The organism is Maribellus sediminis (assembly GCF_011799805.1).
Lineage (GTDB): Bacteria > Bacteroidota > Bacteroidia > Bacteroidales > Prolixibacteraceae > Draconibacterium > Draconibacterium sediminis_A.
Map to the genome: position 1 here is coordinate 1,282,812 of NZ_WXUB01000002.1, position 19,207 is coordinate 1,302,018.

Sequence of the window (19,207 nt, forward strand, 5' to 3'; positions counted from 1 at the left end):
ACGAATACATGTACAAAGAGAACAATAAAGTATTTTATTTAAAAAATGATAAATTTTATACACTATACGACTTCAATGCCCAAGCAGGAGATAAATGGACAATTTACGGTGATGATAACATCGGAGATTTTTGCAATTATGATCCTGTGGGCGAAGTTATAGTCGATTCGGTAAAAACTATGACAATCAATGGACAAGAATTAAAAGCTCTTTATACATCACCTGCCAGTTCATCTTATTGGGGTTTTAATGGAGTAATCATTGAGCAGATCGGTTGCATCACACATATGTTACCACAAGCTTTGGATTGCTCAGTTGACGTACCACACGAAATTGGTCCTTTGCGGTGTTATGAGGACAGCACTATTGGAAGTTACAAATCCACTTACTGGGATAAACCAGAATACGACTGTGAAGTGCTGTGGAATTATAACCCGGTTGATGATAAAAATAAGTCACAAATTGAATATTTCCCAAATCCGGCAGAAGAATACTTAAGTATCCGATTTTTAGATGATCAATTTAATAAATATATTCATTTTGAGATCTGGAACATGAACGGACAATTAGTCAAAACAAAACAAAATTCGAAAAAACTTTTTGTAGGAAACCTACCTCCCGGGGTTTATTATGCTCTGGTTTCTACTTCAAGAGATGTTTTTTCATTCAAATTTCTTAAAAAATAGACTTATGAAATATTTACTACTTACATTAATAAGCTTTAGTTGCGCAATTTCAAGCTTCTCCCAAAATTGTTTCATTGAAGATACAACAGTAGTGCCTGATCTTAAAAGCGGAACAAATTATTTCGTTCCAGGAAGTCCTTTAAAATGTATAAGAGTCATTGTTCACTTCATACAAAAAGATGACGGAACGGGCAACTTTAACGAGAATGATGACGGGTTAACACCTTCAAATAACTTCAGTGGATATGACTTTGCGAAATACATTTTAAATTATGCAAATAATTTGCTAGATAACAATCAAGAAATGAGATTACAACCCTTCGGGCTTGTTCCGGTTTATGATCCTGGATACCGATATAAGCTATCTGGTGTATTTTTTTGGAGAAACACCACCTTATATAATGATTATGGGGCATTAAACTGTCTACAAGCGAGTTATGGACAAAGTACAAACGATACCATAAACATATTTATTACAAGTCTTCATGGAAATACAGGGGGCTATGTAAGGTACATTGGAGATAACGCAGTTCTTCTATTTAAACCATATACAAATTACATTGCAAGCGTTAACAACAACAACAATTGGTATAACAGAGCATCTGCCATAGTCATAAATCATGAGGTAGGACATTGTCTAAACCTATATCATACCTTAATGACTAATAGTGGAACATGTAAAGCCAGTTGGGATGATTTCTGTGATGACACACCAAGTATACAACAAATGCTGGACATTAATGAACCAAGTCCATGCTGTTGGAATGACGTACATTGCTCAAATAATTTAATGGACTATAACGCTGATCAACAAAGCATTACACCTGATCAACTCGAACATATTCATTCAGCACTCAACATCGAAAAGTTAAATTTTTGTGAATGTAATTATTATACAACAACACTAAATATTAATAGTTTTAACAATAGCTCTGGAACGTATGTCGCAAAAAACATCATAGTTTCTGGTTCATCAGCAGTTGTGAAAACCGGAAAAACAGTTTATCTTGAATCTGACGGAATAACTTTCAACACCGGTTTTGAAGTTCAAGCAGGAGGCAAACTGAATGTTCTCGTAAATTCTGATTGTAATCAATAAAACTATTTAACAAGATTTATGTTCAGGCCAAGGCCTTGAAGCTTTTTCACATGGCAATCCCTTCAGGAGAAAACCTTCAAGGCCTATTAATAGATTCAAATTCGAACACAAAAGCTACAGATTCGAAGAACTAAATTAGACTGACTATAAATTACCCTGATTTCAGTATTTTTAGTTTTCTGTCATTTCCAGATTTAATTTAATATATAAATTTGCCATCTCTAAATAGCAAAATTTACAGTTACGGAATCAGAAATCAGACATAGGGGATTTGTAAAAGCGGTTAGCGACGACAAACTGATCGTTACAATCATCAGTCAATCAGCATGTTCATCGTGCCATGCACAGGGAGCCTGCTCCGTTTCCGATTTTCAGGACAAGGAAATCGAAATCAGCGAGTTTAAAGGGATCTATAAAGCAGGTCAGGAAGTAACCGTAATCTTCCGCGAATCGAAAGGATTTACAGCCTTGTTCTGGGGCTATATTCTTCCCTTTCTTATTGTATTAATAACTCTGATCGTCACACTCGAAATCTCCGGGAACGAATTAAAGGCCGGACTGCTGTCGCTGGGAGTGCTTATACCATACTATACAACATTATATTTTTTACGGCATCATTTAAAAAAAATATTCAAATTCGAAGTTGAAGAAACTATTTAACCAATGAGTATTACCGTTATATATACCATTGTCACGCTGGTAGTAATTGGAGCAGCAGCAGCTGTAATCCTTTACTTTGTGGCACAGAAATTCAAAGTATATGAGGATCCGCGTATCGACGAGGTTGAAGGAGCACTTCCGGGTGCCAACTGCGGAGGATGCGGATTTGCCGGCTGCCGCGCATTTGCCGAAGCTTGCGTAGGTGCCAGCGAACTAAACGATTTAAACTGCCCGGTAGGCGGAAACGACACCATGAGCGGTGTTGCGTCTATTTTAGGACTGGAAGCTGTTCAACAGGATCCGCGTATGGCCTTTATTCGCTGTAACGGAACCTGCGATCACCGGCCAAAAACCAGCTCTTTCGACGGAGCAGGAACCTGCGCTATTGCATCGTCTGTTTACAGTGGAGAATCGGATTGCCAGTATGGCTGTTTGGGTTACGGCGATTGTTTCGATGCCTGCGACTTCGACGCCATTGTAATGCATCCCGAAACAGGAATTCCGGAAATTATCGACGACAAATGTGTGGCTTGCGGCGCCTGTGTCGAGGCCTGTCCGAAAGACCTGATCGAGCTGCGCAAGAAAATGCCAAAGAACCGCAAAGTGGTGGTTGCTTGCCGCAATATGGATAAAGGCGGTGTGGCCAAAAAAGCCTGCGAAGTGGCCTGTATCGGTTGCAGCAAATGTTTCAAAGAATGTCCGTTTGATGCCATTACTATGGAAAACAACCTGGCTTACATCGATTCGGACAAATGTAAACTGTGCCGCAAATGTGTGCCTGTTTGTCCGACAAACGCTATTCAGGAATTAAACTTCCCACCGCGTAAAGTAAAGCCGGCAGAAAAAGAAGAATGTACCACAACTTAAATAAATAAGGATGTTGAAGACGTTTAAAATAGGCGGAGTACATCCTCCCGAAAATAAACTCTCGAAAGACAAAGCCATCGAGGTGCTTCCCTTGCCACAAAAGGTATTTATTCCGGTGGCACAGCACATTGGTGCACCGGCTACTCCCGTTGTAAAACGTGGCGATGTAGTAAAAGTGGGCCAGGTAATTGCTAAAAGCCGCAGCTTTGTTTCTACCAATATTCACTCCTCTGTTTCAGGGAAAGTGACGAAAGTTGATTTCTCGGCCGACAGCTCAGGATATCCAAAGCATGGTATTTTTATCGATGTTGAAGGCGACGAATGGGAGGAAACAATCGACCGCACAGAAACGCTGGTAAAAGACATTACCATCGACGGCCCGGCGATTATACAGAAAATTCAGGATGCCGGAATCGTTGGTTTGGGTGGCGCAACCTTCCCTACCCACGTTAAACTTGTTCCGCCACAAGGCATGAAAGCTGAAGTGTTGCTGATCAACGGTGTGGAATGCGAGCCTTACCTGACATCGGACCACCGTTTGATGCTGGAAAAAGCCGACGAGATCATGGTGGGTATTCAGCTACTTATGAAAGCCATGAATGTTGAAAAGGCTGTAATCGGGATTGAAAACAACAAACCTGATGCGATAAAACTGCTTTCGGAAAAGTGTAAAGAATACAAGGGACTTAGTGTTGTTGCTTTAAAAGTTCAATATCCGCAGGGTGGTGAAAAACAACTGATCAATGCCGTTACCGGGAAAGAAGTTCCTTCTGGTGCACTTCCAATCGCAGTTGGTGCTGTGGTTAGCAACGTGGGTACTGCATTTGCGGTTTACGAAGCCATTCAGAAAAACAAACCGCTGTTTGAGCGCGTGGTTACTATAACCGGAAAAGGTGTTTCAAAACCAGCGAATTTTAAAGTGAGAGTAGGAACCGCTACCAGCGAACTTGTTGAAGCTGCAGGCGGTTTACCAGAAGATACAGGAAAGATCATCAGTGGTGGACCGATGATGGGACGCGCTATTAGCTCGCTCGACATTCCGGTGACAAAAGGTACTTCCGGAATTCTGCTGATGCAGGAGAAGGAATCGTCACGTCAGGAGGTGCTGAACTGCATCCGGTGCTCGCGTTGTACCAACGTTTGCCCAATGGGTCTGGAGCCTTATCTTTTAATGACTTTAGGAGAAAAACAAATTTTTGACCGTGCCGAAAAAGAACGGGTTATGGATTGTATCGAATGTGGTTCTTGCAGCTACACTTGTCCGTCAAGCCGTCCTTTGCTCGACTACATCCGCTTTGGAAAAGGCAAGGTTGGTCAAATCATTCGTTCACGAAAAAAATAAATCAAAAACTGCATAATGAGTAAGTTGTTAACAGTTTCGCCTTCGCCACACGTTCATTCGAGCGATTCGACCCAAAAGATCATGTACCGGGTTGTTTACGCGATGATCCCGGCGTTGATTTGGTCGGTATTCGTTTTTGGCCTCGATGCACTTCGCGTAACCTTGATTGCCGTGGTGGCCTGTCTGGCTTTTGAATACCTGATTCAAAAATATTTAATGAAAGTAAAGCCATCCGTAACCGATGGTTCGGCATTGATAACAGGAATTTTGCTGGCCTTTAATGTGCCTGCCAACCTGCCCTGGTGGATCATCATTATTGGTGCGCTGGCCGCTATGGGAATCGGTAAACTTTCATTCGGTGGTTTAGGAAATAACATTTTTAATCCGGCATTGGTGGGGCGTGTTTTCCTGCTGATTTCGTTCCCGGTGCAAATGACATCGTGGCCTGTAAACAAACAGGCAGGAATTGATGCAGTTACCGCAGCCACCCCTCTTGGCTTGTTAAAAGAAGGCGTTAAAAACGGAACACCGATTGCTGATATCGCAGGTCTTCCGCATCTAAACGATATTATGTTGGGTAACATCGGCGGTTCATTGGGCGAGATTTCAGCCGTTCTTCTTGTGCTTGGCGGAATTTACATGCTTTGGAAAAAAGTGATTACCTGGCACATCCCGGTTTCAATACTTTTAACAGTAGCAGCTATTTCCGGCATATTCTGGATGATCGATCCTGCAGTGTATGTAAATCCGGGCTACCACCTGTTAACCGGTGGTTTGATGCTGGGCGCAGTATTTATGGCTACCGACATGGTAACATCGCCAATGACTGCAAAAGGACAGATCATATACGGAATCGGAATTGGAGTGATCACCATCAGTATTCGTATGTTTGGTGCGTATCCCGAAGGTATTTCTTTCGCTATTCTGATCATGAATGCGGTGACGCCACTGCTGAACTACTACATTAAACCTAAACGATTCGGAGGACAATAAGATGGCAAAGAGAGAATCGACATTTGGAAACATGGTGGTAACACTGGTTTTGGTAACCGGAATTGCCGCAGCTGCATTAGGTTTTGTATACGACTTCACCAAAGCACCTATCGAAGCTGCCAAGCTGAAAGCGCAAACAGAAGCAATCACCCAGGTTCTTCCTGAATTTGACACATTGGGGAACAGCTTTAAAGTACTGGCAGACGCAGGTGGCGACAGCCTTGAAGTATTCCCGGCATATAAAGGAGGAGAACTGGTTGGAACTGCTATTAAAACATACACTAAAGAAGGTTTTAGCGGATTGATTTCGGTTATGGCCGGGATTGATAAAGACGGCAACTTTTCAGGGTATTCAATACTTGAACATGCCGAAACACCCGGACTGGGATCGAAAATGGATCCGTGGTTTAAAACTGACAAAGGAAATCAAAGTGTGATAGGCAAAAATCCTGAAACAACAGATTTTCATGTGGCGAAAGATGGAGGACAGATTGACGCGATCACAGCCTCAACAATATCATCGCGTGCCTTTCTCGACGCAATGAGAAGAGCTTACGTTGCATACGAAAAAGAAGATAAAACCACCGGGGATTCCGGACAATAAAGACATGTTATGAATCAGTGGAAAAATTTTACCAAAGGATTTATTAAAGAAAACCCGGTTTTTGTGTTGCTGCTGGGAATGTGCCCTACCCTGGGTGTGACCTCGTCAGCTATTAATGGTTTGGGTATGGGACTGGCCACCACTTTTGTGCTGGTGATGTCGAATATTGTAGTGTCGCTGGTAAAAAAAGGTATCCCCGACAAAGTGCGAATTCCTGCATTTATCGTAATCATTGCAGCTTTTGTAACTGTGGTACAACTTCTGATGCAGGCCTATGTTCCTGCACTCTTCAAAAGTCTCGGGCTTTTCATTCCGCTTATCGTGGTAAACTGTATTGTGCTGGGCCGTGCAGAAGCTTTTGCTTCAAAAAACAAAGTAGGCTCTTCAGCCATTGATGGACTCGGAATCGGGCTTGGATTTACTTTTGCCCTTGTGCTTCTTGGTAGCATTCGCGAAATACTGGGTAGCGGAAAGCTATTCAACATTACGCTTTACTCTGAGAATTACGTGACCCTGTTATTTGTACTGGCACCCGGAGCCTTCATCGTATTGGGTTACCTGATTGCCATTATTAACCGCATCAAAAAGAATTAGGAGGATAGAAAATGAGTTATTTTGTAATTGTACTCGGCGCCATACTCGTAAACAATATTGTTTTAATGCAGTTTTTGGGAATCTGCCCTTTCCTGGGCGTTTCCAAACGAATTTCTACTGCAGTAGGTATGGCCGGAGCTGTAGCCTTTGTTATGACTTTGGCGACTATAGTAACTTACCTTATTCAGTATTATATTCTTGAAAAATTCGGCCTTGCTTTCCTGCAAACCATTGCCTTTATTCTGGTAATTGCTTCGCTGGTACAGCTGGTTGAAATTATCTTGAAAAAAGTAAGTCCTCCATTGTATCAGGCACTCGGAATTTTCCTGCCTTTGATTACAACAAATTGTGCCATTCTTGGGGTAGCCATTCTTACCGTTCAAAAAGAGTTTAACCTGCTCGAAGGAGTGGTTTACGCGATCTCGAATGCCATTGGTTTTGGACTTGCACTGACTATTTTTGCCGGTATCCGCGAACACCTCGATCTGCAGGATGTACCAAAAGGTCTGAAAGGAACTCCTATCGCGCTGATTACCGCAGGAATACTGGCTATGGCATTTATGGGATTCTCGGGCTTAGTGTAAGGTTAAGCCTACATTAATGAATGATAAAATACAAATATTACAGCAAATATAAGGATACCCAAATAGCAAAAAATCGTAAATTTGCTAAGTAGACTTAGCAATTTGATTCAGCACATTTTAAATTATCAACCTTGGATTTCTTTCAACAAGTACATAGATCGCTTTTAGACAGCCCAAAAGAAACCATTAGCCGTGAGTTGATGGACAGCATCGATTGGGAAGATAAACTCATTTGTATCAAAGGATTCAGGGGAGTTGGGAAAACCACTTTTTTGCTCGATTACATCAAAAAATATCATCGCGATAATAACGATGTCCTGTACATCAACCTGAACAATTTTTATTTCACAAAAAGAAAGATCAGTTCGTTCGCCGATGAGTTTGCCAAACGCGGTGGTAAAACCCTGATTCTCGACCAGATTCAGAAATACCCAGAGTGGTCGGAAGACTTGCGTAAATGTGTCGACGAGATCCCGGAACTTCAGATTATCTTCACCTCATCGCCTGTGTTGCGAATTACTGAAGGAAATCCTGACCTGGAAGGGATTGCAAAGATTTATCACCTCGAAGGATTGTCGTTCAGGGAATACCTGAACCACCAGGCTGGTACTTCTTTCAGAACCTATTCGTTGGAAGAAATTCTGAAAGACCATATAAAAATTGCACAACAGGTGGTAAACGAGGTTCGACCTTTGGCGTATTTCGATGATTATATGAAAAACGGGTATTTCCCTTATTTTATGGATGCCCCGAATTTTTATACCAACAAATTGCTTAAAAATGTCAATCTGGCTTTGGAAATTGATGTTCCGTATATTAACCAGATTGAATTTAAATACCTGCCAAAGCTGCGGAAACTGTTGCACATTATTGCTTCGGAAACTCCGTTTACACCCAATGTAAGCAAACTGGCAGCTTCGGTTGAAACATCACGCGCAACCGTTATGAATTACCTGCGTTACCTGAAGAATGCACGACTGATCAACCTGCTGTATTCAAATGGAAACGGAGATGACGATCAAATGAAAAAGCCTGATCAGGTGTACATGCACGATACGAATTTATTGCATGCAATTGCGCCGAACAACAACGATAACCTTACCATGCGTAGAACATTCTTCTACAACCAGGTGGGTTATAAACACCAGTTGGCATCGTCGCCCGCTGCCGATTTTTGCATCGATGGAAAATATAAATTCAACGTTGGCGGACGAAAGCTTACCTCTGAAGGCGATGTTTATGCCGCTTCCGATGTGATTGAGGTCGGTGAAGGAAGTAAGATTCCACTCTGGTTATTCGGATTCCTTTACTAGATACTTGATATTTGATGCTGGATGCCGGATGTGGATGAAAAATAAGATTATATAGAAAAATAAATGTCTTATAAGAACCTGGAAATATGGAAGATTGCAAATGAACTGGTCATTAAAATTCATAAAATGACTCTAGAAGAACTTCCTTCCTTTGAAATGTATGAGGAAGGGAGTCAGATCCGACGTTCATCAAAATCATCTAAATCTCAGATTGTTGAAGGTTATGGCAGACGAAAGTACAAATTAGATTTCTTACGTTTTTTAAGCTATTCAATTGCTTCAAATGATGAAACCATAGATCACCTCGAAAATCTTTTTAATACCGGGTCTCTAAAAAATGAAGAACTATTTAATGAATTATTGAAACTTGCCGATCTTTTAGGTAGAAAGTTAAATCGTTTTATAGCTTCGGTAGAAAAGCAACACAACACATTGGCCGAACCAGAGGAAGAATATAAATAATTGAGAATCAGAAATAAATAAGAAAAATATAGAGGATCGAGAATCCACAATCAAGAATCAAGAATCAAAAATCTAGAAACGAGAATCAAGTAACTAAATTAAAAATCAATAAGATGGCAAAACAAAAAAAAATGGTAACATGTGACGGTAATTACGCTGCCGCGTATATGAGTTACATGTTCAGCGAGGTAGCTTGTATCTACCCCATTACACCGTCCTCTACCATGGCGGAGTACGTTGATGAGTGGGCCGCTTTTGGCAAGAAAAACATGTTCGGCCGCCCGGTACGTTTAGCCGAAATGCAAAGTGAAGCCGGTGCTGCAGGTGCCGTTCACGGTGCTTTGCAATCGGGTGCATTAACTTCTACCTACACTGCATCGCAGGGTCTGTTGTTAATGATTCCTAACATGTACAAAATTGCAGGAGAGCTGCTTCCAACTGTATTCCACGTAAGTGCCCGTGCTTTGGCCGGTCATGCACTTTCAATTTTTGGCGACCACAGCGACGTTTACGCTGCACGCCAAACCGGATTCGCAATGTTGGCAGCCGGTTCAGTTCAGGAAGAAATGGACCTGGCCGGTGTTGCTCACCTGGCTACACTGAAATCACGTGTTCCTTTCCTTGCTTTCTTCGATGGTTTCCGTACTTCGCACGAAGTTCAGAAAATTGAAGCGATTGAAATGGAAGACATGATTCCGTTGGTTGATCAGGATGCTATTCAGGCGTTCCGCGACAGAGCTCTGAATCCGGAGAATCCTGTTACCCGTGGTACCGCTCAAAACCCTGATATTTTCTTCCAGGCTAAAGAATCGGCTAATAAATTCTACGATGCCGTTCCGGATATCGTGGCCGACTACATGGATGAGATCAGCAAACTGACTGGTAGAAAATACCGTCCGTTTGATTACTATGGTGCTCCCGATGCTGAAAACATCATCATCGCTATGGGATCTGTTACAGAAACCATCAAGGAAACCATTGATTACCTGGCTTCTCAAGGTAAAAAAGTAGGTTTGATTTCGGTTCACCTGTTCCGTCCATTCTCTGCAAAACATTTTGTTGAAGCACTTCCTGCAACCGTAAAACGCATTGCCGTTCTCGACCGTGCAAAAGAACCGGGAGCCGGCGGTGAGCCATTGTTCCTTGATATCCGTTCACATTTCTACGGAACTGAGAATGCGCCAATTATCGTTGGTGGTCGTTACGGCTTAGGTTCGAAAGACACTACTCCGTCTCAAATTCTTTCGGTTTACGAAAACCTGGAAATGAATGAGCCTAAAAATGCCTTCACAGTTGGTATTGTTGATGACGTTACCTTTACTTCACTTCCTTTGAAGGAAGAAATCGACATCACTCCAAAAGGAACTTACCAGGCTAAATTTTATGGGTTAGGATCGGACGGTACTGTTGGTGCCAACAAAAACTCGATTAAAATTATTGGTGACTCAACCGACAAATCTTGTCAAGGTTACTTCCAGTACGACTCGAAAAAATCGGGTGGTTTCACTTGTTCGCACCTGCGTTTTGGTGATGCTCCTATTCGCTCGACGTACCTGGTAACTACACCGGACTTTGTTGCTTGTCACGTTCCGGCATATTTACATTTATACGATGTACTAAAAGGATTGAAAAAAGGAGGTTCGTTCCTGCTGAACTCAATCTGGGATGAAGAAGAAACCAAAAATCAACTGCCGGACCACATGAAAAAGTACCTGGCTGATAACGAGATCAACTTCTACATCATTAACGGTACTAAACTGGGTGAAGAAATTGGTTTGGGAACACGAACCAACACCATCATGCAGTCGGCTTTCTTTAAAATTACCGGTGTAATTCCTTACGAAATGGCCGTTGAGCAAATGAAAGCAGCCATTGTAAAATCGTACGGTAAAAAAGGTGAGCACATCGTTAATATGAACTTTGCTGCGGTTGAAGCAGGAGGTTTGAACGTTGTGAAAGTTGATGTACCTGCTGAATGGAAATCGATTGTTGTTGGCGAAACTGAAGAAGCAACTGATCGTCCGGCATACATTGCAAAAGTGGTTGACGTGATCAACGCTCAAAAAGGTGACGATCTTCCTGTATCAACTTTTGCCGGTTCAGAAGATGGACAGTTCCCACTTGGAACAGCTGCCTTCGAAAAACGCGGTATTGCAGTAAACGTGCCTGAATGGCAGGCCGACAACTGTATCCAGTGTAACCAGTGTTCTTATGTTTGTCCTCACGCTGCTATTCGTCCGTTCTTAATGACTGAAGAAGAAGTGGATGCCGCACCTGCTGGAACAGAAGTAAGAACTGCCACTCCATCGAAAATGTTTGGTGGCCTGAATTTCCGTATCCAGGTTTCGCCACTCGACTGTACCGGTTGTGGAAACTGTGCCGATGTTTGTCCTTCGAAAGAAAAATCGTTGATTATGAAACCGCTTGCAACTCAGGAAGCTGAAGTTGAACGCTGGAACTACATGGACAAAAAAGTTACGGTTAAAGAGAAAGTGGTTGACAAAACCAAATCGGTTAAAAACTCGCAGTTCGCTCAGCCATTGTTCGAGTTCTCGGGAGCTTGTGCAGGTTGTGGTGAAACGCCATACATTAAATTAATTACGCAGCTTTACGGCGAAAGAATGATGGTTGCCAACGCTACAGGTTGTTCGTCAATCTATGGTGGTTCAGCGCCTTCAACTCCATACTGTAAACACAAAGAATCGGGTCACGGTCCTGCATGGGCAAACTCACTTTTCGAAGACAACGCCGAATACGGTTTTGGTTTTGCTGAAGGTGTTTCTGCACAGCGTAACCGTATTGCCGACATCATGTCTACTGCCCTTTCAAATGGTGCTTCTGACGCTGAAAAAGAAGCATTTGCTGAATGGCTGCAGAATAAAGACAATGCTGATGGTTCTGTTATTGCCACCAACAAAGTGTTGGATGTAATTAAAAGCAGCGATAGCAACTACGCCAAAGAGATCATGTCGTTGAAACAATACCTGGTTAAAAAATCAATTTGGGTATTCGGTGGCGACGGTTGGGCATACGATATCGGTTACGGTGGTCTCGACCACGTAATGGCCAGTGGCGAAGATGTAAACGTTCTGGTAATGGATACCGAGGTTTACTCAAACACCGGAGGTCAGGCTTCAAAATCTACACCTGTTGGTGCTGTTGCCAAATTCGCAGCTTCGGGTAAAAAGATCCGTAAAAAAGACCTTGGTGCCATGATGATGAGCTATGGTTATGTTTATGTTGCTCAAGTAGCAATGGGAGCTAACCAGTCGCAGTACTTCAAAGCGCTGAAAGAAGCTGAAGCTTACCCGGGTCCATCACTTATTATTGCTTATTCTCCTTGTATCAACCACGGTTTACGTGCCAGCATGGGTCGTACTCAGGAAGAAGAGAAGAAAGCAGTTGAAGCAGGATACTGGCAGTTGTACCGTTACAACCCGCTATTGGAAACAGAAGGTAAAAACCCATTCCAATTGGATTCAAAAGAACCGGATTGGAGTAAATTCCAGGGCTTCCTGAATGGCGAGGTTCGTTATACTTCACTGAAGAAATCGTTCCCTGCTCAGGCTGATGAACTATTCACTGCAGCTGAAGACAATGCAAAATGGCGCTACCAGTCGTATGTACGCATGGCTGCCATGGACTACTCGACTCCAGAAGTAAAGGTTGAAGAATAAAAAAAAGACCTTATTATAGTACAAAGCCGCTGGCCTCAATTGAAGCCAGCGGCTTTTTTTGTTTCTGTATTTTTATAAAATAGATTTGTAACTTTGTGATTATCAATTTTACTTGAGAATGGGAGCACTACGCGAACAATACATTGAAGACGATCAAGGACGAAGGGTTGCAGTTATATTGCCAATTGCTGAATACGAGATGATGCTTGAAAAGTTGGAAGAACTGGAAGATATAAGGCTTTACGACAAGGCAAAATCCAAAAACGAAGTTGCTGAATCTTTCGAAGAGTACGTGGCAAAGCGTAGGAAAAGGAATGGCTAAGTATTCAATAAAAATCACACAAACTGCACAAAAGCAACTGGATAAATTACCCCAACAGGTTGCTGATTCATTAATTGAGGTTATCCTGAGTCTTGCTCTGAATCCCCGTCCCGTTGGATATATAAAATTGAAAGGCCGAAATGCCTACCGGGTTCGTAAAAATAACTATCGTATTATTTATGAAATCATGGACAATGTGCTGATTGTAACAATCATAACTATTGGACACAGAAAAGAGATTTACAGGAAATAACCCACATTGGATTATTCAATTTCGATAGTAAAAGAAGAATAAAAAAACCTGCATTATATTCAAAGCCGCTGGCCTTAATTGAAGCCAGCGGCTTTTTTATGCGTTGAATACCAAATTGATTTAACAAAACTATTCTGTTTAAACCGAGGCCAGCACATCAATTAGGTGCTTGCAACCACCATTTTGAATATATTCTGAGTGTTCTTCCACAGTAGAAAACTTTCTTCCACACAGTTCACTGCATTTTACTTTCCCATCAGTTTCGTGCAGGAATCGTTTTAATACATCCTGCCCTTCCGGAATTTTAAAAGTAGTATCGTTCGGATGTTTTTTAAACCATTCTTCGGAACGAAGGTAAACTGCTGCTCCCAAAGCGCCACAGGCATTCCCGCTCAAACCAATGCCTCCGGCAAAACCTGCCAGCATCATCGCTTTTTCTTTGCTTGCTCCCATTTTTTCGGCCAACACCGAAGCACAGCTCACAACATTACCTTCCTCTGTGCCATTTTCAACAAGACCTTTCTCAGCCGCTGCAACAGCTTCGGGTGCCCATTTACCGATCAAACGCGCACAACCCAGAGGTTTCCCTGTAATAAAATACTTTACCATTCCCCACACCGAAGTTTGGTTGCATTTTGTAATCACCCTGCAATCGACACTTACACTTCGCTGTTCAAAAGATTGAATCAGTTCGGCAGATGACTTAATCGCAAGTTCTGTTGCCCGGTTGGTATTTTCAGTTCTTCTCCATGCTACGGAACCAACAGCCATTGCTGCTCCCCAAAGCATGCCGCACTGATGTCCTTCCTGCATAATTCCACCGCAAAGCGGGCCACTGGCTTTTTCTACTACTACATCAGGCTGCCCTAGATGCTGATTAACCACTGCATTTAATGCCCCGGTACAGCCAAGTTTAAACAGAAGTTTCCGTGCTTCTTTTCTGATTGTGAGTGTGTTTTCCATTATTTAAATGCTTTCGGGTTCGTAGCTAAAAACTTCACCAATCTCTTTCCCAAAAACATAGGCGATTTTAAACGCCAGTTCCAGCGAGGGCGAATACTTGTTCTTTTCGATGGCTACAATAGTCTGTCGTGAAGCACCCACTTTGTCCGCCAGTTCCTGTTGTGTCATCTCACCGGCATCGAAACGAAGCCGCCTGATATTGTTTTGAATGGCTTTCTTCTTCATGTTTACAGGCCCCTTCTGTGAAGAAACAACTGTGTTCCGTTATCGACAATTTCCGACAGCAAACCACTTACAACAAAGATGATAAAAAGGAGGTACACCGGGTATCCTATCGCGAGACCGATGATTCCTAGAACAAAACCGCCTGAAAAAACATAATGAGAATTGCGTGTCCCGATCAGTTTGATCATTTTGGCGCGTTCATCTTCCACCGGAGCTTTTGTTTCGCGCGTTGCAATCGCGTTGATGATGTGAAACACAATGTAAATGATAATTCGAGCCACGATTGTAACTACCACAAATACGAGAAATATTTTTCCCCATTCGTTAAGATCCTGTGTCAGATCATACACACCCGCCAGGTGCTTTTGATAAACAATCCAGCTGTAAACAAGTGTGATTATTAAACCACTGAAGATGTTTACCACGTTTTCTTTTTCCTGATAAGACATTGTTTAATTGTTTAAAATGTTAGACTCTGTGTTAATTATTTTCGACTCAAAGTTATTTATTTCTTACATTGTGTACAATATTTTTTACATGTATTTGTTAAAAATTTTTGACACAACAAATCACAAAGCTGATTTTAAGCAACTTACATTTCAGAATCTTTCTGTAAGAAAAAGCTTCTACTGATTTCGAGAGGAATAGACAATCAAATCGTTAAGATCGACATGATAGTGCTGAGTCGGATTCTTTAAGGTAATTCTTACTTTATGATCTCCTTCCGGCAGCCGGTATTTCCAGCTTACTTCGTGACGCCGTTTCGAAAAAGCAGTGGGCATGGTAAATTGTTCAGGTTCTCCCCCGTCGACACTCATTTCAAGCTCGAGAATCTTATTTTCCAACTCTTCTTCTTTCTGCGCCACTCCCGTTAATACAAAACCATTCCCGTTGAATTCTACCACTACTTCAGTATTTTCAGCATCTAACTGCTTGCCTATTACAGTTCTTTCTTTCGGAAAATGTCCTTCGAAAGCTACTTCCAAAACAACGGCCTGAACTTCCTGGGTTGGCAATGCGATTGTTTCACCCCCGATCTTTCCTCCATTTCTTGAAATCACTTCCAGTGCATGTTTCAGCCCGATTTCATACACATCCTTTAACGACATTGTGGTGTATTTAAAATCAAGATCTTCCACCGGTAGAAGTGGCTTTTTCCATTCTTCCGGGATATTGGAATAACCGATCATGGTTCCCAGAATACCCGCAGCACTTGCCGGATTGCAATCCGAATCCTGTCCGCAACGTGTTGAAACATCAATCGTTTTGGAGTAATCACCTTCACCGTACAACAAGCCCGTAACAATGTAAGCTGCATTGATCTTTGCATCAATATCAAACTCTTTATAAACACCGTCGGGACAACCAATATCGTGCGACCATTTATTCTGAATTTCGGCCCAGGTTTGTTGCCAGTCGTTTGGATACTTTTTGTGCCAGGCAATCACATCGCTAATGCACCTGTAAAACTCCGATTCTACAGGAATCGCCTTCAACGCTTCGTTCACTACAAATTCGATATCTTCCGAAACAAAAGCAAGCGAATACATGACAGCCACATACACACCGCCATACCAGCCGTCGCCGTAATTCATAATGTGTCCGATCTTTTCACAGATCTCAGTAGCAGTGTTCACCATTCCCGGCGACATCAGTCCGGCAAAATCGGCTTCAATCTGAAAATCAATATCATCGGCATGCGGATTGTTGATCCAGTGTCCCGATTCAGGTGGCATAATCCCGTTCAAAATATTGTAACGAGCTGCCTGGTTGGCGTGCCACAACATGTATTCGGCATTGGCAAAAGCCAACGCATGCGAACGTGCCGGCGCATCGATTCCTTCTTTTTCAAAAACATCGACAAACGTGAGATCCATGTAAACATCGTCGTACAAACCGGGGGCATTTTTGTAGTACCAGAGACAACGGTTTTCATCCCAGGGAATTAGAACCGAGTCGTCCACCATTCTCCCGAGATAACGAAATTCGGTAGGTCCGCCGTAAGTGCAACCAATTACCTGGCCGGCCCAGCCACCATTTATTTTATCCTGAAGTTCGGCTTTGGTAAGTGACGTTTTGATAACAGCTTCGCTGCTTTGTTGCTGGGTGCAGGAAACAAAAATTACAAGAAGACTAAGAAGGCTTAAACGTCTCATGTTTACAGGTATTATTGGTTTAAGTACAACTAAAATTAATTGCTAATATACCTGAAAACAGAAATAATTTCACCAGAAAACCGAATTAACTTCAGGCGATACTTTCTGCGTAATTTTTAAAATTATTCAGAATGGCCTGCCAGCCATCACGCTGGGCTTCTGAAGGATGTACATTTTCGGGATCGAAAGTTTCCGACACCCGGGTTTCATCACCGGTTTGTACAAACTCGATGTTCACCATTCGTTCATCTTCAATGCGGTAAACGATACTTTCGTGCTCCTCCACAACCAAATAACGGCCCTTAAAATTAAAGCCAACGCTACCGTCGTGTGCCTCCATGCGGTAATTGAATTTTCCGCCGGGACGAAGGTCATTATTGGCTTCGGGGCACTTCCAGTCGGAAGAAGCAAAGTTCCATTTTGTAATGTGCTGTGGATCGGTAAAACATTCCCAGGCTTTTTCGACGGGGACTTTCATGGTGATCTCCACCTTGATCTTTTCTCTGGTTTCCATAACCTAATTGGATTATTTAACTTGAATACCTGTGGCATTCAAAAAAGTTAATACAAAATTCTGCGGGGTTTGGTTTTGGAAATGGAATAAAGCGAGACGTACGAAGAACGCCGGGGCTTGATACAAGAAATTGTACTCAGCTTTAAATTCCTTCTAAAGTTAAGTTCTTTTCAAACTTAAATCAAGCCGAAAGCTCAATTAAGCTGTTTTTGGCGACTCACCATTTCGTTTATCCAGATTGGAGCAAAGGGCGAAGTACAACCTTTCGATACCGGATAATCGCGGTACATGCCCAGTTTTTCACCTATTGAAATGGCTCTTTCACGGAGTTCAGGAAAATGAATTCCGATTCCGGCAAGTGTGAAATTCATGGTCCACTGAACTTCTGAAGCAGCATCTTCCGCCTCCGATTCGATTCGGTTTAAAAGCGAAGGAATGTCCAGTCCTTCGTTATTCTTAATTACCCGTTCGTTGGTAAGGCTCCAGCCACAACGCGCGGCCATCGGTACTTCCGATTCGAGCCATATAAGGCGAAGTTCTTCTTTATTCGGATGATGATTAATGACGTATGAATTGAGCCAGTCGGCTACTCGTACAAACTTCATTGAATGCACCAACTTATCCAGCTCATCGGCTGAAAGCGCCTTGACGTCCATAATAAGAATGGCCAGAAAACGTGCGTCAACGTTTCCTGTTTCCCAGAGTTCCATGGCTAGTTGATGATCCTTTTTAATGCTTTTTGCAATTTTCCTCAGATCGCCCAGCTTTACACCGTATTGATTATCAGGTGCGCCCTGCTTTGTGTTTTGTTTTCGCGTCTTCTCATCGCCCAACATTTCCAGTTGAGCCAGTGTTTCTTTTAGTGTCATTCAATTTAATATTGGAAAATATAAACAGAGCTAATATATAAAAAGTTGACAAAGAGAAACAGAAGTGATCAGCAGCTGAACCTCGCCAATAAACACCAACAAACAGACATTTAGAAAGATGGAGAAAAAAATTTGTAATTGAATTTGCTGAAAATGCTTATCCCTCGATTGAGATCAGATCAACGTATTCGCTACTCCCCTCAACTTCTTCTTTAACCACACCAACATTTGGGGCATAGTATTTATATTCTGTTGGTTCATCAGGTTCAAGGGCATTCCAGTCGGCAGTCTTCAAACAATGTTCAAAGGTCCCGTAAGTTGTTGTTACTGTAACATCGAAAGCGATAACTTTTCCCCAATCTTCCGCATTATTGAAATAATACTCCTGACGATATGGCATCTCCAAAATTGGATTGGCCATCATAATTATTCCGGGTTTGGCCCCATCAACACCGGCTTCAAATGAACCTTCCTTATCTTCAAATACACCATCTTCGTAATTACTTACATCTTCTCCCATGTACCATACGTTCCCTGCTTTATCCTGAGCAAACCAGTCGTAAGTTTCTTCTATGGCTTCCCCCTCAAGACTCACCACATCAAGAACTACCGTACATTTTATTCCCAAAATCATTTTGGTTTCTGAAAGTACGGTAACAACATCCGTCTCCAAACCATCCTCAGTGGGCGACTGGTAAGTATATACCATTCCGGGTCTCAACGGGAAATATACATTTGTAACACTATCGACAAAATTATCGGGATCAATTACGGGATTATAATTTTCATCAAACTGACTGTCTGCACAGTCGTCTTTTGAACAGGAGCCGAAGGCAACCAGAAAAGCCACCAGCATAAATACCAAAACATTTTTCAAAATCATTTTTCACAGCTTATAGAATAATACATTTCTTTAACACTCACACGTTTAGACTACGCATTACATTCAATAAAGTTCCTTTGCCAAAAATCAGGAGAAACAACAACAATAGATCCTAAAAAACACTCAAAATATCGTTAACAT

Annotated in this window: 21 protein-coding genes; 14 read left to right on the forward strand and 7 right to left on the reverse strand. The window is 42.1% G+C overall.

Translation table 11 applies throughout. The features are described 5' to 3' along the window. Positions 1-8: 8 nt before the first annotated feature. From HFD85_RS11660 to HFD85_RS11725, 14 genes are all read left to right on the forward strand, one after another. Entirely contained in the window at positions 9-686 is a 678-nt protein-coding gene (locus HFD85_RS11660; protein WP_167609426.1) for a T9SS type A sorting domain-containing protein, read from the forward strand. 4 nt (positions 687-690) lie between these two features. Continuing rightward, positions 691-1,785, forward strand: a complete 1,095-nt coding sequence (locus tag HFD85_RS11665) for a M43 family zinc metalloprotease (protein ID WP_167609429.1) — start codon at positions 691-693, stop codon at positions 1,783-1,785. Between the two features lie 255 nt (positions 1,786-2,040). Continuing rightward, a complete protein-coding gene (locus HFD85_RS21915; RefSeq protein WP_420844395.1) occupies positions 2,041-2,445 on the forward strand; it encodes a SoxR reducing system RseC family protein in 405 nt (134 codons plus the stop codon). A gap of 3 nt (positions 2,446-2,448) precedes the next feature. After that, a complete protein-coding gene (locus HFD85_RS11675) occupies positions 2,449-3,312 on the forward strand; it encodes a Fe-S cluster domain-containing protein (protein ID WP_167609432.1) in 864 nt (287 codons plus the stop codon). A 10-nt stretch (positions 3,313-3,322) separates the two neighbouring features. Beyond that, a complete protein-coding gene (rsxC, locus tag HFD85_RS11680) occupies positions 3,323-4,654 on the forward strand; it encodes an electron transport complex subunit RsxC (RefSeq protein WP_167609435.1) in 1,332 nt (443 codons plus the stop codon). Between the two features lie 15 nt (positions 4,655-4,669). Then, positions 4,670-5,647 carry an RnfABCDGE type electron transport complex subunit D gene (locus HFD85_RS11685; protein WP_167609438.1) on the forward strand — a complete coding sequence of 326 codons (978 nt, stop codon included), beginning with the start codon at positions 4,670-4,672 and terminating at the stop codon, positions 5,645-5,647. Position 5,648: 1 nt separating this feature from the next. Beyond that, on the forward strand, positions 5,649-6,251 hold the full coding sequence (locus HFD85_RS11690; RefSeq protein ID WP_167609441.1) for an RnfABCDGE type electron transport complex subunit G: 603 nt from the start codon (positions 5,649-5,651) through the stop codon (positions 6,249-6,251). Positions 6,252-6,260: 9 nt separating this feature from the next. Continuing rightward, entirely contained in the window at positions 6,261-6,845 is a 585-nt protein-coding gene (rsxE, locus tag HFD85_RS11695; RefSeq protein ID WP_167609444.1) for an electron transport complex subunit RsxE, read from the forward strand. Positions 6,846-6,856: 11 nt separating this feature from the next. After that, entirely contained in the window at positions 6,857-7,429 is a 573-nt protein-coding gene (rsxA, locus tag HFD85_RS11700; RefSeq protein WP_167609446.1) for an electron transport complex subunit RsxA, read from the forward strand. A 131-nt stretch (positions 7,430-7,560) separates the two neighbouring features. Continuing rightward, a complete protein-coding gene (locus tag HFD85_RS11705; protein ID WP_206081949.1) occupies positions 7,561-8,742 on the forward strand; it encodes an ATP-binding protein in 1,182 nt (393 codons plus the stop codon). Positions 8,743-8,805: 63 nt separating this feature from the next. After that, on the forward strand, positions 8,806-9,204 hold the full coding sequence (locus tag HFD85_RS11710) for a four helix bundle protein (RefSeq protein WP_167609449.1): 399 nt from the start codon (positions 8,806-8,808) through the stop codon (positions 9,202-9,204). A 113-nt stretch (positions 9,205-9,317) separates the two neighbouring features. After that, positions 9,318-12,881 (forward strand): pyruvate:ferredoxin (flavodoxin) oxidoreductase, encoded by a 3,564-nt coding sequence (nifJ, locus tag HFD85_RS11715; protein WP_167609452.1) that lies wholly within the window; start codon positions 9,318-9,320, stop codon positions 12,879-12,881. 118 nt (positions 12,882-12,999) lie between these two features. After that, the gene (locus HFD85_RS11720) at positions 13,000-13,203 is read left to right on the forward strand and encodes a hypothetical protein (protein WP_167609455.1); all 204 of its coding nucleotides are present in this window, start codon (positions 13,000-13,002) and stop codon (positions 13,201-13,203) included. Further along, entirely contained in the window at positions 13,196-13,456 is a 261-nt protein-coding gene (locus HFD85_RS11725; RefSeq protein WP_167609458.1) for a type II toxin-antitoxin system RelE family toxin, read from the forward strand. The genes HFD85_RS11720 and HFD85_RS11725 overlap by 8 nt, the downstream gene beginning before the upstream one ends. Before the next feature lie 138 nt (positions 13,457-13,594). On the opposite strand, the gene HFD85_RS11730 is transcribed toward HFD85_RS11725, so the two are convergent. The 7 genes from HFD85_RS11730 to HFD85_RS11760 all read right to left on the reverse strand — a co-directional run bounded on the left by HFD85_RS11730 (position 13,595) and on the right by HFD85_RS11760 (position 19,066). After that, the gene (locus tag HFD85_RS11730) at positions 13,595-14,419 is read right to left on the reverse strand and encodes a C-GCAxxG-C-C family protein (RefSeq protein ID WP_167609461.1); all 825 of its coding nucleotides are present in this window, start codon (positions 14,417-14,419) and stop codon (positions 13,595-13,597) included. A gap of 3 nt (positions 14,420-14,422) precedes the next feature. Then, positions 14,423-14,644: a helix-turn-helix transcriptional regulator gene (locus tag HFD85_RS11735; RefSeq protein WP_167609464.1), complete on the reverse strand. Its 222-nt coding sequence runs from the start codon at positions 14,642-14,644 to the stop codon at positions 14,423-14,425. 2 nt (positions 14,645-14,646) lie between these two features. Then, positions 14,647-15,093, reverse strand: a complete 447-nt coding sequence (locus HFD85_RS11740; RefSeq protein WP_167609467.1) for a hypothetical protein — start codon at positions 15,091-15,093, stop codon at positions 14,647-14,649. A 177-nt stretch (positions 15,094-15,270) separates the two neighbouring features. Then, the gene (locus HFD85_RS11745) at positions 15,271-16,800 is read right to left on the reverse strand and encodes an ADP-ribosylglycohydrolase family protein (RefSeq protein ID WP_167609470.1); all 1,530 of its coding nucleotides are present in this window, start codon (positions 16,798-16,800) and stop codon (positions 15,271-15,273) included. A 91-nt stretch (positions 16,801-16,891) separates the two neighbouring features. Continuing rightward, positions 16,892-17,314, reverse strand: a complete 423-nt coding sequence (locus HFD85_RS11750; protein ID WP_167609473.1) for an SRPBCC domain-containing protein — start codon at positions 17,312-17,314, stop codon at positions 16,892-16,894. Between the two features lie 194 nt (positions 17,315-17,508). Then, positions 17,509-18,183 carry a DNA alkylation repair protein gene (locus tag HFD85_RS11755; RefSeq protein ID WP_167609476.1) on the reverse strand — a complete coding sequence of 225 codons (675 nt, stop codon included), beginning with the start codon at positions 18,181-18,183 and terminating at the stop codon, positions 17,509-17,511. Positions 18,184-18,340: 157 nt separating this feature from the next. Next, positions 18,341-19,066, reverse strand: coding sequence for a hypothetical protein (locus HFD85_RS11760; protein WP_167609479.1), 726 nt, complete (start codon positions 19,064-19,066; stop codon positions 18,341-18,343). Between the last annotated feature and the right edge of the window lie 141 nt (positions 19,067-19,207).